The sequence below is a fragment of the Spirosoma agri genome (assembly GCF_010747415.1).
Lineage (GTDB): Bacteria > Bacteroidota > Bacteroidia > Cytophagales > Spirosomataceae > Spirosoma > Spirosoma agri.
This window is the reverse complement of sequence record NZ_JAAGNZ010000001.1, coordinates 535,648-548,340: the sequence shown is the minus strand read 5'-3', so window position 1 is coordinate 548,340 and position 12,693 is coordinate 535,648. Positions and strand designations below refer to the sequence as shown.

At 50.4% G+C, this 12,693-nt stretch carries 12 protein-coding genes; 4 read left to right on the top strand and 8 right to left on the bottom strand.

What is annotated here, in order from left to right:
* Nucleotides 1-170 precede the first annotated feature (170 nt).
* Nucleotides 171-983 carry a lysophospholipid acyltransferase family protein gene (locus GK091_RS02235; protein ID WP_164034994.1) on the top strand — a complete coding sequence of 271 codons (813 nt, stop codon included), beginning with the start codon at nucleotides 171-173 and terminating at the stop codon, nucleotides 981-983.
* A 114-nt stretch (nucleotides 984-1,097) separates the two neighbouring features.
* Here the strand turns inward: GK091_RS02235 and GK091_RS02230 are convergent, their stop codons facing one another.
* The 4 genes from GK091_RS02230 to GK091_RS02215 all read right to left on the bottom strand — a co-directional run bounded on the left by GK091_RS02230 (nucleotide 1,098) and on the right by GK091_RS02215 (nucleotide 4,928).
* A complete protein-coding gene (locus GK091_RS02230) occupies nucleotides 1,098-2,519 on the bottom strand; it encodes an inorganic phosphate transporter (protein ID WP_164034993.1) in 1,422 nt (473 codons plus the stop codon).
* Between the two features lie 188 nt (nucleotides 2,520-2,707).
* Entirely contained in the window at nucleotides 2,708-3,790 is a 1,083-nt protein-coding gene (gene rlmN / locus GK091_RS02225) for a 23S rRNA (adenine(2503)-C(2))-methyltransferase RlmN (RefSeq protein ID WP_164034992.1), read from the bottom strand.
* A gap of 80 nt (nucleotides 3,791-3,870) precedes the next feature.
* Entirely contained in the window at nucleotides 3,871-4,383 is a 513-nt protein-coding gene (locus GK091_RS02220) for a CvpA family protein (protein ID WP_164040505.1), read from the bottom strand.
* Nucleotides 4,384-4,478: 95 nt separating this feature from the next.
* Nucleotides 4,479-4,928: a GatB/YqeY domain-containing protein gene (locus tag GK091_RS02215; RefSeq protein ID WP_164034991.1), complete on the bottom strand. Its 450-nt coding sequence runs from the start codon at nucleotides 4,926-4,928 to the stop codon at nucleotides 4,479-4,481.
* Between the two features lie 133 nt (nucleotides 4,929-5,061).
* Between GK091_RS02215 and GK091_RS02210 the strand changes: the two genes are divergently transcribed.
* Both GK091_RS02210 and mnmH read left to right on the top strand, forming a co-directional pair.
* On the top strand, nucleotides 5,062-5,790 hold the full coding sequence (locus tag GK091_RS02210; RefSeq protein ID WP_164034990.1) for a pyridoxine 5'-phosphate synthase: 729 nt from the start codon (nucleotides 5,062-5,064) through the stop codon (nucleotides 5,788-5,790).
* Nucleotides 5,791-5,947: 157 nt separating this feature from the next.
* A complete protein-coding gene (gene mnmH / locus GK091_RS02205; RefSeq protein ID WP_164034989.1) occupies nucleotides 5,948-6,979 on the top strand; it encodes a tRNA 2-selenouridine(34) synthase MnmH in 1,032 nt (343 codons plus the stop codon).
* Nucleotides 6,980-6,998: 19 nt separating this feature from the next.
* On the opposite strand, the gene GK091_RS02200 is transcribed toward mnmH, so the two are convergent.
* A complete protein-coding gene (locus tag GK091_RS02200) occupies nucleotides 6,999-7,586 on the bottom strand; it encodes a hypothetical protein (RefSeq protein ID WP_246202121.1) in 588 nt (195 codons plus the stop codon).
* A gap of 216 nt (nucleotides 7,587-7,802) precedes the next feature.
* Between GK091_RS02200 and prfA the strand changes: the two genes are divergently transcribed.
* Nucleotides 7,803-8,876, top strand: coding sequence for a peptide chain release factor 1 (gene prfA, locus GK091_RS02195; RefSeq protein ID WP_164034987.1), 1,074 nt, complete (start codon nucleotides 7,803-7,805; stop codon nucleotides 8,874-8,876).
* Nucleotides 8,877-8,958: 82 nt separating this feature from the next.
* Here the strand turns inward: prfA and GK091_RS02190 are convergent, their stop codons facing one another.
* From GK091_RS02190 to GK091_RS02180, 3 genes are all read right to left on the bottom strand, one after another.
* Nucleotides 8,959-9,711, bottom strand: a complete 753-nt coding sequence (locus GK091_RS02190; protein WP_164034986.1) for a succinate dehydrogenase/fumarate reductase iron-sulfur subunit — start codon at nucleotides 9,709-9,711, stop codon at nucleotides 8,959-8,961.
* 88 nt (nucleotides 9,712-9,799) lie between these two features.
* Nucleotides 9,800-11,737 carry a fumarate reductase/succinate dehydrogenase flavoprotein subunit gene (locus tag GK091_RS02185; protein WP_164034985.1) on the bottom strand — a complete coding sequence of 646 codons (1,938 nt, stop codon included), beginning with the start codon at nucleotides 11,735-11,737 and terminating at the stop codon, nucleotides 9,800-9,802.
* 85 nt (nucleotides 11,738-11,822) lie between these two features.
* Complete coding sequence (locus GK091_RS02180) at nucleotides 11,823-12,518, bottom strand: succinate dehydrogenase cytochrome b subunit (RefSeq protein WP_164034984.1); 696 nt, start codon at nucleotides 12,516-12,518, stop codon at nucleotides 11,823-11,825.
* Between the last annotated feature and the right edge of the window lie 175 nt (nucleotides 12,519-12,693).

Genomic DNA, 12,693 nt, shown 5'->3' with positions numbered 1-12,693 from the left:
AGCCCTCGTTCGGGCATTTTCGTTGCAAGTCGACCAATTGCACTTTTTCTTAAAAACATTGTAATGGACTTGTAACTTTACTAATTCAGTACGCTCGATTGTCTGAAAAGACACTCTGATCTTCGGGTAAGAGAACGTACGGAAAAGCCCTGTGACCTTCTTAACCTACGATGAACTACGTAAAGCCTACTAAATTCAGCTACTTGCCCAAGTTCCTGATGCCGTTGGACATACTCGGTATTTTCGAATGTGATCCCTTTGGCAACTCACTGCTGGTCAGGCGTCTATTGATCGCTATTATTGGTTGGCTGACCTACGCCCGGTACACAGTCGTCAATCGAATTCAGATTGAAGGCACCGAAAATCTGGAAAACTTACCGATTAATAACGTGCTGTTTCTGTCGAATCACCAGACGTATTTCGCCGATGTCATCGCCTTCTTTCATATTTTCTGCGCCGTCAAATGGGGGTTTCAGAATACCATGCTACCACCGGTTTATCTACTCGGTCCGAGGGCTCGACAATACTATGTGGCCGCATCAGAAACGATGAATAAAGGGTTTGTGCCCCGTGTTTTTGCCGCGGGCGGTGCCTTAACGATCGAACGGTCCTGGCGGGCGGAGGGTCGTGAAGTACAACGGTCGGTTGATACGACGGCAAACGACAAAATTGCAAAGGCGCTGGCTCACGGTTGGGTCGTTAGCTTTCCGCAGGGCACCACTACACCCTACGCGCCGGTTCGTAAAGGCACTGGACACCTGCTCAAAGCGAACGAGCCCATCGTTATTCCGGTGGTTATCAACGGATTCCGGCGGGCGTTTGACAAGAAGGGGTTACGATTCAAAAAGCGCAACACGCTGCTGACCGTTCAATTTAAAGAGCCTCTCCAGTACAGCAAAGATGATAGTGTCGACGACATCGTCGCTAAAGTTCGTCACGCGATTGGCCAGGACATGCCCGAATGGTCGAAGGAAGAGCGGTAAACAGACTGAGCCTTTGTACCTGCTTTACCAGTCACAAAGGCTCAGTTCCCGTTCGGGCGATCGCGTTCAGCAGAACGGTTGGGATTCTGTTAAGGAAATTACAGCTGGTAATGACTAGAGAAGCCAGCGGAACAAAAGATAGAACGTAAAGGCCAGAAGCATCGAGACGGGCAGCGTTAGCACCCACGCCAGCGCGATATTCCGGATAGTGCCCGCCTGTAAGTTTTTGACCCCCTTGCTGGCGACCATACTACCGGCAATGCCGGAAGACAACACGTGGGTCGTGCTAACGGGTAGTTTCATGGCCGAAGCAAGTCCGATCATGCTGGCAGCCACCAATTCCGCCGACGCGCCCTGGGCGTACGTCAAATGCTGTTTACCGATCTTCTCACCAACAGTAACCACAATCCGACGCCAGCCGATCATAGTACCCAGACCCAGCGAAAGTGCGATCATCAGGATAACCCATAGGGGTGCATAGTCAGTAAACCGGCGCAGGCCACTTTCTTCACCCAGACTCTTTTTCAGAAGTGCCAATTGGTTAGCGCTCAGATTGGCGCTTTCGTCGTCGGCAATTTTATTCATATTGCTGTTGATCAACAACAGATCACGCCGAACGTTCAACCGCTCTTCCTTCGGAATCTTGTGATCAACGAGTGGCGCGTTGACTAACTCCTTCAATTCGCCCAACTCAATACGGGTTCGAGCCAGCCGATCCCGGTTTACAGGTGAGAGTTGGTTTGAATCCAGTGCGGCAATCGTTTGCTCGATACCAGCGATGTTCGGTTGCAGCAGACGCGGATCGAGATCAGACTGGATGGCAAAATGAAAGGGTACGACACCGATCAGAATCAGCATGATCAGACCCACGCCTTTCTGTCCGTCATTGCTACCGTGAAAAAAGCTCACCAGCGAGCAGGTCGCAATCAGGATGCCCCGAATCCAGGACGGGGGAAGGCTGTTTTTCTTAGGCTCCTTGAAAAGCTGATCCTTCACCTCTTCGGGCACGGATCGTCGTAGAACAAACATCAGTACGATGGCCAGGCTAAAACCCAGCAACGGCGACAGCAAGAGAGCCTGGCCGGTTTCAATAGCTTTATCCCAGTTCACGGCCGAGCCGGCGGTGTTGTCAGGCATCGTGGAGAAGGCAAGACCAACGCCGAGGATTGAGCCGATAAGGGTGTGTGAACTTGAACTTGGTAAACCAAAATACCAGGTTCCCAGGTTCCAGATAATGGCGCTTAGCAACAGGGCCAGCACCATGGCAACGCTATGATAAACGTTCTGATCGACCAGTAATTCAACCGGCAGCAGATTAACAATACCCATGGCAACACCAATTCCGCCCAGCAAAACGCCCGCGAAATTGCAGATGCCCGACCACACCACAGCGGCAGTGGGCTTCAGTGCATTGGTATAAATAACAGTGGCAACGGCATTGGCCGTATCGTGGAAACCATTAACAAACTCGAAAGCGCAGGCAGCGAATAAGCTGATAAATAAGAGGATAAAAACATCCGTTTCTAATCCAAACATAGGTGGGAAGTCTTCTATGAATAAGCAAACAGAAAGTCTGTAAGCCGATGATTGCCACAAAAGTACAGCAAACAAACAATAGGCGTATTACTAAATTGTTAAGTAGGGTTTATCACACGGATTCCATACGACGCAGAAAGGCCGCGACTCACACTATCTGACGTGTGAGTCGCGGCCTTTCTGCGTCATTATTTTTTACCAGCCAACTGACCGCAGGCGGCATCAATATCCTTCCCCCGGCTTCGGCGTACGTTTACGGTTACACCCTTATCTTCCAGAAATCCAGCGAATCTATCCAGCGTTTGCGGGTCCGTGTTTTTGAAATTGGCTTCCGCGATCGGATTGTACTCGATAATGTTGACTTTCGCCGGAACCCGTTTCGTAAACTTCCAAAGCTCCTGCGCGTCCTGCTGCGTATCGTTAAAATTATAAAAAAGGATGTACTCAAATGTAATACGAGTCCCCGTCTTTTTGTAAAAATAGCCCAATGCGTCGCCCAGAGCGGCTAATGTGTTGCTTTCGTTGATGGGCATAATCTGGTCACGCTTCAAATCGTTGGCCGCATGGAGCGACAGAGCCAGGTTAAATTTCACCGCATCATCACCGAGTTGCCGAATCATTTTGGCAATACCCGCCGTAGAGACCGTGATCCGTTTTGGCGACATGCCCAATCCATCGGGCGAGGTAATACGATCGACCGATTCCAGCACATTTTTGTAATTCAGCAGGGGTTCACCCATGCCCATATACACAATGTTCGACAGGGGCGACTCGTAATTTTCTTTAGCCTGCCGGTCAATGGCGACCACCTGATCGTAAATTTCGGCGGCATCGAGATTGCGTTTACGGTCCATGTATCCCGTCGCACAGAATTTACAGGTCAGCGAACAGCCCACCTGGCTCGACACACAGGCCGTCATGCGATCATTCGACGGTCCCGCACCGGCGGACCGGTCGCCACGCTCATCGTCATTCCGTAAGGCCGGGATCAAAACACCCTCCACCAGATTACCATCGAACAATCGGAACGACGATTTGATGGTGCCGTCATTACTGCGTTGCTGCTGATCGACGGTCAGCGGGCGAATCTCGAAGTGAGCGCCCAGCAATTCCCGCATTGGCAACGACAGATTTGTCATCTGCTCAAACGATTGAGCCGATTTTTTCCAGAGCCATTCATGAACCTGTTTAGCCCTGAATCCCGGTTCGCCCTGTTGCGCTAGCCAGTCTTTCAGTTGAGCGGCCGTAAGTTTGCGAATGTCTTGTTTCATTTCCTGAAGAGTGAACGAGTCAATGCCTGAATACAGAGAAAGAGCTGCCCATCGGGAGCCCGGTTTTCACGCATCCGCTTTTACTCGCTTGTAATTTCTGCCCGCCATTTTTTCCCGGTTTCCAGCCCCTTGGGCACCCAAACGGCGGCTTTGTCCATTATTTGGGGCGCTACGGGCCGAATGTACGTATACAAAAAGGCTCCTTTGGTCTGGCGAGCTGGGATTTTGACACCCATATAGCTGAACAACCAAAGGATTACACTAATTCCAAACAGCCACGTAAAAAGACCAACAGCGGCTCCGGCTACACTATCGAACGTTCCCAGAATCGTATATTTCAGGGAGCGCCGAAGCGCAAAACCCATCTGATTGATCATGAACACCGTAGGAAAGAAAATCACCGAAAATCCCAGCCAGGGTAATAGCTTGCGGGCTAGCTCGCGGCTGATGTATGGGCTCAACAGATCGATACCGAAAGCCAAGAACTTGAACCCGATAATCATAGCCACCACAAAGGCAATGACCGCGACAATTTCTACCAGCAGCCCTTTTCGGTAACCATTAAACGCCCCCCAGGCCAGAGGGACAATCATAAGCAGATCAAGGGTGTTCAATGTTGAATGAGTGAAAGAGTGAATGCGTGATTGACCGGGTGAATAAGCACTCACCCGGTCAATCACGCATTCACTCATTGAAGTAATTGCTTAACCGCTGCCGAAATTGCTTTGCCATCAGTCTGACCAGCTAGCTCTTTGGTTGCCACACCCATCACCTTACCCATATCGGACGGAGCCGACGCGCCAACGCGGGCGATGATGACCTGTAGTTTTTCCTTTAGCTCATTTTCCGAAAGTTGCTTGGGCAGGTATTGCTCAATGACGGCAATTTCCGCTTCTTCCGTAGCCAGCAGATCGGGGCGGTTCTGCTGGCGGTAGATGTCGGCCGAATCTTTCCGCTGCTTTACCGCTTTGGTCAGAATTTTGGTTTCATCGTCGGGTTTGAGGTCGCCAGCGGCCCCTTCTTTGGTTTCTTCAAGCAGGATCATGGATTTTACCGCGCGCAAGGCCCGCAGTTTGTCTTGGTCTTTAGCAAGCATAGCCTGCTTGATATCGGCGTCAATTTGTTGTTTTAGCGACATTTTTACTAAACGAAAGGGTGAATGAATGAACGAGCGACTGATGGTTCGTGAACCTTCATTGTTTTGGCAAAGTTACGAAACCAATGAGCCTAATCACCGTTTCGTTCATTCACTCTTTTACTCATTAGAAAAGATGACTCGTTTAAGCGTTAACATCAATAAAATTGCCACGATTCGGAATGCGCGTGGTGGCAACAATCCGAACCTTGTTCAGGTCGCGCTCGATTGCGAGCGGTTCGGGGCTCAGGGTATCACGGTCCACCCCCGCCCCGACGAACGTCATATCCGCTACCAGGATGTACTGGACCTGAACGAAGTGGTCACGACCGAATTCAATATCGAAGGTAATCCCGATGAGCGGTTTATAGCGCTGGTGAAGCGGGTAAAGCCCGCGCAGGTAACGCTCGTTCCGGATGCAGTCGATGCAATTACCTCAAACGCGGGTTGGGACACCATCCGTTATGCGGATCACCTTCGGCGATTGGTAGAAACGTTTAAAGAAGACGGTATTCGCGTGTCGATCTTCGTTGATGCCGATGAACGCATGGTCGAAGGAGCCAAAGCGGTCGGCACGGACCGGATCGAGTTATATACCGAGCCGTATGCTACCCAGTACCCAGAAAATCCCGATGCAGCCGTTGCTCCGTTTGTGCGCGCGGCCCGAAAGGCCACCGAACTCGGCCTCGAACTCAACGCGGGTCATGATTTAAGTCTGGAAAATCTGCGTTTCTTTGATGAACAGATTCCGGAGTTGAAAGAGGTGTCCATTGGTCACGCCCTGGTCTGCGATGCGCTTTATTTCGGTCTGGAGAATACCATACAGATGTATTTACGCAGCCTATCCCAACCGGGATTTATGTGATTTTCCTGGCTGACCACGATTTTTTCAATGCTTTTCATGATGATTGGTTAGGTGTGGTTATTAGGGTTATCTCACCAGAACGGTGGCGCTTTATTACTAAACGTTTTGGCTCATACAGCATCATAATCAGTCAGCTAAATCCCAAACATCCCGGTTCATGGTTCACCAGTTATCCGTCGACGAATTTTTAGAAAAGGCGCAGACACTGCCGATCATCGACGTTCGCTCGCCGGGGGAGTTCGACCACGCCCATATTCCAGGCGCGGTGAGCATTCCCCTGTTCGACAATGACGAACGGGCGCAGGTTGGCACGAAGTACAAAAATGCCGGTAAAGATGCGGCTGTTCTGGTGGGACTGGACCTGGTTGGGCCGAAGCTGGCCGGGTTCGTCAAGCAGTCGAAAAAACTGAACCAGCCGACTAAAGAAGTGCTGGTGCACTGCTGGCGGGGCGGTATGCGTAGCGGATCGTTTGCGTGGCTCCTCGACACGGCAGGGCTGACCGCTTCGACCCTGGTTGGTGGATACAAGGCCTATCGCAACGTCGTTCTATCTGCTTTTGCCGAACCGCGTACTCTCATCATTCTGGGTGGTAAAACGGGTAGTGGTAAAACCGATATATTGAACGAACTAGCTCGTCAGGGCGAACAGATCATTGATCTGGAAAAACTGGCTCACCATAAAGGATCGACATACGGTGCGATTGGACAGCTTCGGCAGCCCGCAACCGAACAGTTCGAAAATACGCTGTTCACCGAGTGGCGTCAGCTAGATGCCGGTCGCCGGATTTGGCTCGAAGATGAAAGCCGTAATATTGGCTCCTGCTTCATCCCGATAGCGCTGTGGCAGCAAATGCAGGTAGCCCCGGTGGCCCTAATCGATTTACCCAAAAAGACTCGTATTTCTCGGCTGGTAACTGAATATACCGGCATTGATCATGCGCTCCTCGTTGAAGCTACCGAACGGATACGGAAGCGCCTGGGAGGTAAAGTAACCAAAGATGCCCTCGACGCGTTGGCCCAACACGATTATGCAACCGTTGCTGATTTGACTCTCGATTATTACGACAAAGCCTACCTTCATGGTCTGGCTCACCGCGATCCGGCTACAGTTCGTTCCTTTCCGATCGAGTCTGATGATCCGGTCCAGACCGCGAGCCAGCTTATTGCATGGGCGGATAAATGCGCTTAACGCATACCGGCCAAGTCACTTATTGCTTCCGTTTCTTCGTCGAATTCATCCGTCGAATCACTTCGCGCTTGCTGAAAGCCAGTCGCCAGACCGCAAACGGTACTTCCTGCTTACCAAAACAGGCTTCGCAGATGGGACTGTCAGCCGGTAGCGCCACATTATAGACGAAAAGCGTATCGCTGATCTTTTGAATGTTTGAAATGGGGGCTAGCTTCTGTTTGGCATTATAGAGATAAGCGTCCAGGATTCCCCGCTCTTTCTCACTAAATGCCTTATTCTGCACATCAGCGGCTCCCAGCAGACGAATATCGAGCGCATAGCGTTCAGCAATCGCCTTTGTTCGGGGCAGGTTTTTCAGTTGACATAAGTTTACTCGCTCTGCCGGGTTCGTCGTTTTTTGCAGTTCAGCCGCCAGTTCTTTTCCAATTACAGCGCTTACCTTCCCGCCCATACCATCGATCGTTTCAACCAGATCCACGTCCGTGATGCGTTTGATTTTCGAGTCGGCCATTTCCTGTTTTAATGCATTCGTGTATTGCACCCGGTCGGGACCACAGGCGAACAAGACACTGATTAACAAGGTAGCCAGAATTGCAGGGCGTGTCATAAACAGGAACTTAATAGGGGTACGTTTCGTCATTTCTCTGAAGAACGATGTCAGGAAAGGCTTGGTTGCAGATCGCAAACATAAAGCCTAACTGCCGGGATTTTTGTAATTTTGTTTTTCGAACGCAGACTTAGACTACCGGAGCGTTTTTACCCGACCCTTTTTGGGCGAGATTGTCCGGCTCCTATAATTTAGAATCTAACGCCTTTCCAATATATGCTTGACCAGTTAGAAGCCATCAGTGAACGCTTCAACGAAGTAGCTCAGCAAATCGTACAGCCTGAAGCCGTTTCGGATCAGAAGCGCTTCATGAAGATGAGCAAAGAATATAAAGATCTGGAAAAGATCGTCGTGCAGTATCAGGCCTACAAGCAACTGCTCGAAGAGATTGATAATGCCAAAGAAATTGTTGCTACCGAAAAGGATGAGGATTTTCGGGAAATGGCTAAGGTTGAACTGGATGAGTTGTTGCCCCGCCGGGATGAACTGGAGGAAACGCTCAAGGAGATGCTGATGCCGAGAGATCCGAATGACAGCAAAAACGTCATTCTCGAAATTCGGGGTGGAACCGGCGGTGACGAAGCGGCCATTTTCGCGGGTGATCTGTTCCGGATGTATCAGCGGTTTTGCGAGAAAATGGGCTGGCGCATGTCGCTAGTTGACTTTACCGAAGGCACATCGGGCGGTTACAAAGAGATCATAACCGAGGTAGAAGGCGAGGATGTATACGGCAAACTGAAGTTTGAGTCGGGCGTTCACCGCGTGCAGCGTGTACCGGCAACAGAAACGCAGGGACGCATTCACACCTCAGCTGCCAGCGTAGCCGTACTACCCGAAGCCGAAGAGGTCGATGTTGAGATCAACATGAATGACATTCGGAAGGATACGTTCTGTTCGTCGGGTGCTGGTGGTCAGTCGGTTAACACGACCTACTCGGCGGTTCGCCTGACCCACATTCCTACGGGCCTGGTGGTTCAGTGTCAGGACGAACGTTCGCAGTTGAAGAACTTCGATAAAGCACTAACCGTTCTTCGCTCACGACTCTACGAAATCGAGCTGCAGAAGCATAACGACGCCATAGCCTCACAACGCAAAACGATGGTTGGTAGTGGTGATCGCTCCGATAAGATCCGGACGTATAACTATCCACAAAGCCGGGTTACCGACCACCGTATCGGCCTGACTGTCTATAATCTGCCCGCAGTAATGGATGGCGGCATCGGTGACTTCATCGAACAACTTCGTATCGCTGAAAATGCCGAACGGTTGAAAGAAGGCGCAACGATGTAAGCGAAGTACTTCCCGCTAAAAAGAAAGTCCGGTCCTCTGTGAGAAGACCGGACTTTGCATATATACCTGACGTACGTTATCGCTACGCGTTGTTCGAGGTTAGTTTTGCGCCCAGATATTCGCGGTTCATCCGTGCGATGTGATCCAGCGAGATAGACTTCGGACATTCTACGGAACAGGCACCGGTAAACGAACAGGCACCAAATCCCTCAGAGTCCATCTGAGCAACCATGCGTTCGGCCCGCTCCTTGTGCTCAGCCTGCCCTTGTGGCAAGATAGCTAATTGAGATACTTTAGCCGATACAAACAGCATAGCCGACGCGTTTTTGCAAGCTGCTACGCAGGCTCCACAAGCGATACAGGCAGCCGCGTCCATTGCTTCATCGGCAATGGTACGAGGAATCAGTATTTCGTTTGCATCACGAGCCGAACCCGTATTGACTGACACATACCCACCCGACTGAATGATCCGGTCGAACGCTGAACGGTCTACCATCAGATCCTTGATGACCGGGAAAGCCCGCGCCCGCCAGGGTTCTACCACGATGGTATCGCCATCGTTGAACGAACGCATGTGCAACTGGCAGGTTGTTGCCCCCGTTTGCGGTCCATGCGCCCGACCGTTGATGTACATTGAACACGTACCGCAGATGCCTTCGCGGCAGTCATGGTCGAAGGTAACCGGATCTTCTCCTTTTCGAGTGAGAGAGTCATTCAGTACGTCGAACATTTCCAAGAACGACATATCTTCCGATACGTTATCCAGATTATATTCAACCAGTTTACCTTCTGTATTGCTATTTTTCTGTCTCCAGACTTTTAGATTAATCTTCATTGTTTGAGCGTTTTCAAGTCTCTGTTCCTAATCGCCAATGACTTTTTACGCCATTAGCAGCTAAAACGAAAGGCTTATCTCTGAAAACTTATTTATAACTACGCTGTGTCAGTTTCACGTTTTCGAACACCAACTCCTCTTTGTTGAGCAGTTCAGGCTTGTCTTCACCCTGAAACTCCCAGGCGGCTACGTAAGCGTAGTTCTCATCGTCACGGAGGGCCTCCCCATCGGGCGTCTGGTACTCCTCGCGGAAGTGACCACCACAGGACTCATTCCGATTCAGTGCATCTTCAACCATCAGCGCACCTAATTCGATGAAATCGGCCACGCGTGAAGCACCTTCCAGGGCCTGGTTCATTTCCTGCGAATCGCCCAACACTCTGACATTTGTCCAGAACTCCTTCTTAAGTGCCTTGATTTTCTCACGGGCAATTTGCAGCCCTTCGGCAGTACGGCCCATGCCGCAGTACTCCCACATGATATGGCCTAATTCTTTATGCAGGTCGTCAACCGGACGCTCCCCTTTAATGGCTAAAAGGCGTTCGATCTGGTCATGCACTTTCTTTTCTGCTTCCTTAAATGCAGGCGCATCGACCGGTATTTTGTCGGCAGGACCAATCGTTGCCAAGTAATCACCAACCGTATAGGGAATGACAAAATAACCATCGGCTAGTCCCTGCATCAGCGCCGAAGCACCCAACCGGTTAGCTCCGTGGTCGGAGAAATTCGCTTCGCCGAGCGCGTACAGACCCGGAATCGTTGTCATCAGGTTGTAATCGACCCACAAACCGCCCATCGTGTAGTGAACAGCGGGGTAGATCATCATCGGCGTCTCGTATGGGTTCTCGCCGGTGATCTTTTCGTACATCTCGAAGAGGTTACCGTACTTAGCCTCGATCGTCTTCTGCCCGTCGCGTTTGATCGCATCGGCAAAATCCAGATAAACAGCCAGACCGGTTTTACTAACGCCACGACCTTCGTCGCACATATTCTTAGCGTTACGAGATGCTACGTCACGTGGTACGAGGTTACCAAAAGCCGGATAACGGCGCTCCAAGAAGTAGTCGCGCGCATCTTCGGCCAGGTCGGTTGCCTTCAACTCACCCTTCTGAATTTTCTGCGCATCTTCCTTCGACTTCGGTGCCCAAACCCGGCCATCATTCCGCAGCGATTCCGACATCAGTGTCAGTTTCGACTGGTAGTGGCCCGATACCGGAATACACGTTGGGTGAATCTGTGTAAAGCAGGGATTGGCAAACAAAGCACCTTTTTTGTGCGCCCGCCACGCAGCTGTCGCATTCGATCCCATCGCATTCGTTGACAGGTAGAATACGTTACCATAGCCACCCGTGCAAAGCAGCACGGCGTGCGCGGAATGAGATTCGATTTTACCCGTAATCAGGTTACGGGTAATGATACCGCGCGCTTTTCCACCCTCAACCACAAGGTCGAGCATTTCGGTGCGTGGGTATAATTTCACTTTACCGTTGGCAACCTGACGGCTCAACGCCGAGTAGGCACCCAACAGCAATTGCTGACCAGTTTGACCACGCGCATAAAACGTACGCGATACCTGCGAGCCACCGAAGGAGCGGTTTGCCAGCAGACCACCGTATTCACGAGCGAACGGCACGCCCTGCGCTACGCACTGGTCAATGATATTGACACTGACTTCAGCCAGCCGGTGTACGTTACCTTCCCGAGCGCGATAATCGCCACCCTTGACCGTATCGTAGAACAGCCGGAATACGCTGTCGCCATCGTTTTGGTAATTCTTAGCGGCATTTATACCACCCTGAGCCGCAATGGAGTGAGCCCGACGGGGGCTATCCTGAAAGCAGAATGCTTTGACACTGTACCCCAACTCAGCCAGTGAAGCTGCCGCTGATGCACCAGCCAAGCCAGTGCCCACGATAATGATCTCATATTTACGCTTATTGGCTGGATTCACCAGCTTCAAGCCAAATTTTTGCCGACTCCATTTTTCGGCTAGAGGACCTTCGGGAATTTTAGATTCCAGTTTCATACCTTCTTAAAAAGTAAAAGGCGAAAGTGTGAAAGAATGAAAGAGTGAAAAACAACGCTCCTCCTCTCTTTTGCTCTTTCACTCATTATATAATTCCATGAACCTGTAAGAACACGTAAATCGGCATAGCGGCAAAAGCGGCCGGAATAACGATAGCAAAGAAATATTTACCCACAAACTCGATGAGGGGTGTGTATTTCTTGTGCCGGATACCAAACGATTGAAAACCACTCTGGAAACCATGCGCTAGGTGAAAACCAATGGCAATCATGCAGACTACATAGAGCAGTACATACCACCACTGACTAAAAGCCTCTTTCACGACCGCGTACAGGTCTTTGTATTGCTTCCCGTCGTATTCGGCCATTGGAACAGAGCCAAAGTGCATCTCATACCAAAAGGTCCGCATATGGATGATGATGAACAACAAGAGTATCGTACCCAGAATACCCATGTTACGCGACGACCAGTCGCTGTTCGCTTCAGGCTTACTATACGCGTACTTTACAGGACGGGAATCCTGATTGTGGCGCGTCAGAATCCAGGCCATAAGCGCATGGACCAGAATAGACGTGTAGAGCAGATACGATACAGTGATGATAAGCGGATTGTGGGTCATGAAGTACGTGTACTCATTGAAAGCCCGACCGTTATCACCCTTGAAAAGCTGCAAATTACCAGCCATGTGAACAATCAGAAAGCTACTCAGAAAAAGCCCCGTCAGCGACATAATAACCTTGCGGCCGAGGGAGCTGGATAGTGTTTGTATTACCCAAGCCATATGGCAAATGACATGAAAATTTGGTGTAAACTATTGAGAAAAAGCCGATTTAAACGGCGCATCAAAGCTAAAGCACAAACCCGATGCAAACAACTTTAAACCCCATTTTCAGCAAACTTCTGTCTAATATAGAGCCGGTAAAAATTAGACAAACTGGTTATTTTCACAACAGAGT

What these genes read in the sequence shown, in the direction of transcription:
- GK091_RS02235 (WP_164034994.1), top strand. Translation starts at nt 171, where the DNA reads ATGAACTACGTAAAGCCTACTAAATTCAGCTACTTGCCCAAGTTCCTG.
- GK091_RS02230 (WP_164034993.1), bottom strand. Translation starts at nt 2,519, where the DNA reads ATGTTTGGATTAGAAACGGATGTTTTTATCCTCTTATTTATCAGCTTA.
- rlmN (WP_164034992.1), bottom strand. Translation starts at nt 3,790, where the DNA reads ATGAAACAAGACATTCGCAAACTTACGGCCGCTCAACTGAAAGACTGG.
- GK091_RS02220 (WP_164040505.1), bottom strand. Translation starts at nt 4,383, where the DNA reads ATGATTGTCCCTCTGGCCTGGGGGGCGTTTAATGGTTACCGAAAAGGG.
- GK091_RS02215 (WP_164034991.1), bottom strand. Translation starts at nt 4,928, where the DNA reads ATGTCGCTAAAACAACAAATTGACGCCGATATCAAGCAGGCTATGCTT.
- GK091_RS02210 (WP_164034990.1), top strand. Translation starts at nt 5,062, where the DNA reads ATGACTCGTTTAAGCGTTAACATCAATAAAATTGCCACGATTCGGAAT.
- mnmH (WP_164034989.1), top strand. Translation starts at nt 5,948, where the DNA reads ATGGTTCACCAGTTATCCGTCGACGAATTTTTAGAAAAGGCGCAGACA.
- GK091_RS02200 (WP_246202121.1), bottom strand. Translation starts at nt 7,586, where the DNA reads ATGACACGCCCTGCAATTCTGGCTACCTTGTTAATCAGTGTCTTGTTC.
- prfA (WP_164034987.1), top strand. Translation starts at nt 7,803, where the DNA reads ATGCTTGACCAGTTAGAAGCCATCAGTGAACGCTTCAACGAAGTAGCT.
- GK091_RS02190 (WP_164034986.1), bottom strand. Translation starts at nt 9,711, where the DNA reads ATGAAGATTAATCTAAAAGTCTGGAGACAGAAAAATAGCAATACAGAA.
- GK091_RS02185 (WP_164034985.1), bottom strand. Translation starts at nt 11,737, where the DNA reads ATGAAACTGGAATCTAAAATTCCCGAAGGTCCTCTAGCCGAAAAATGG.
- GK091_RS02180 (WP_164034984.1), bottom strand. Translation starts at nt 12,518, where the DNA reads ATGGCTTGGGTAATACAAACACTATCCAGCTCCCTCGGCCGCAAGGTT.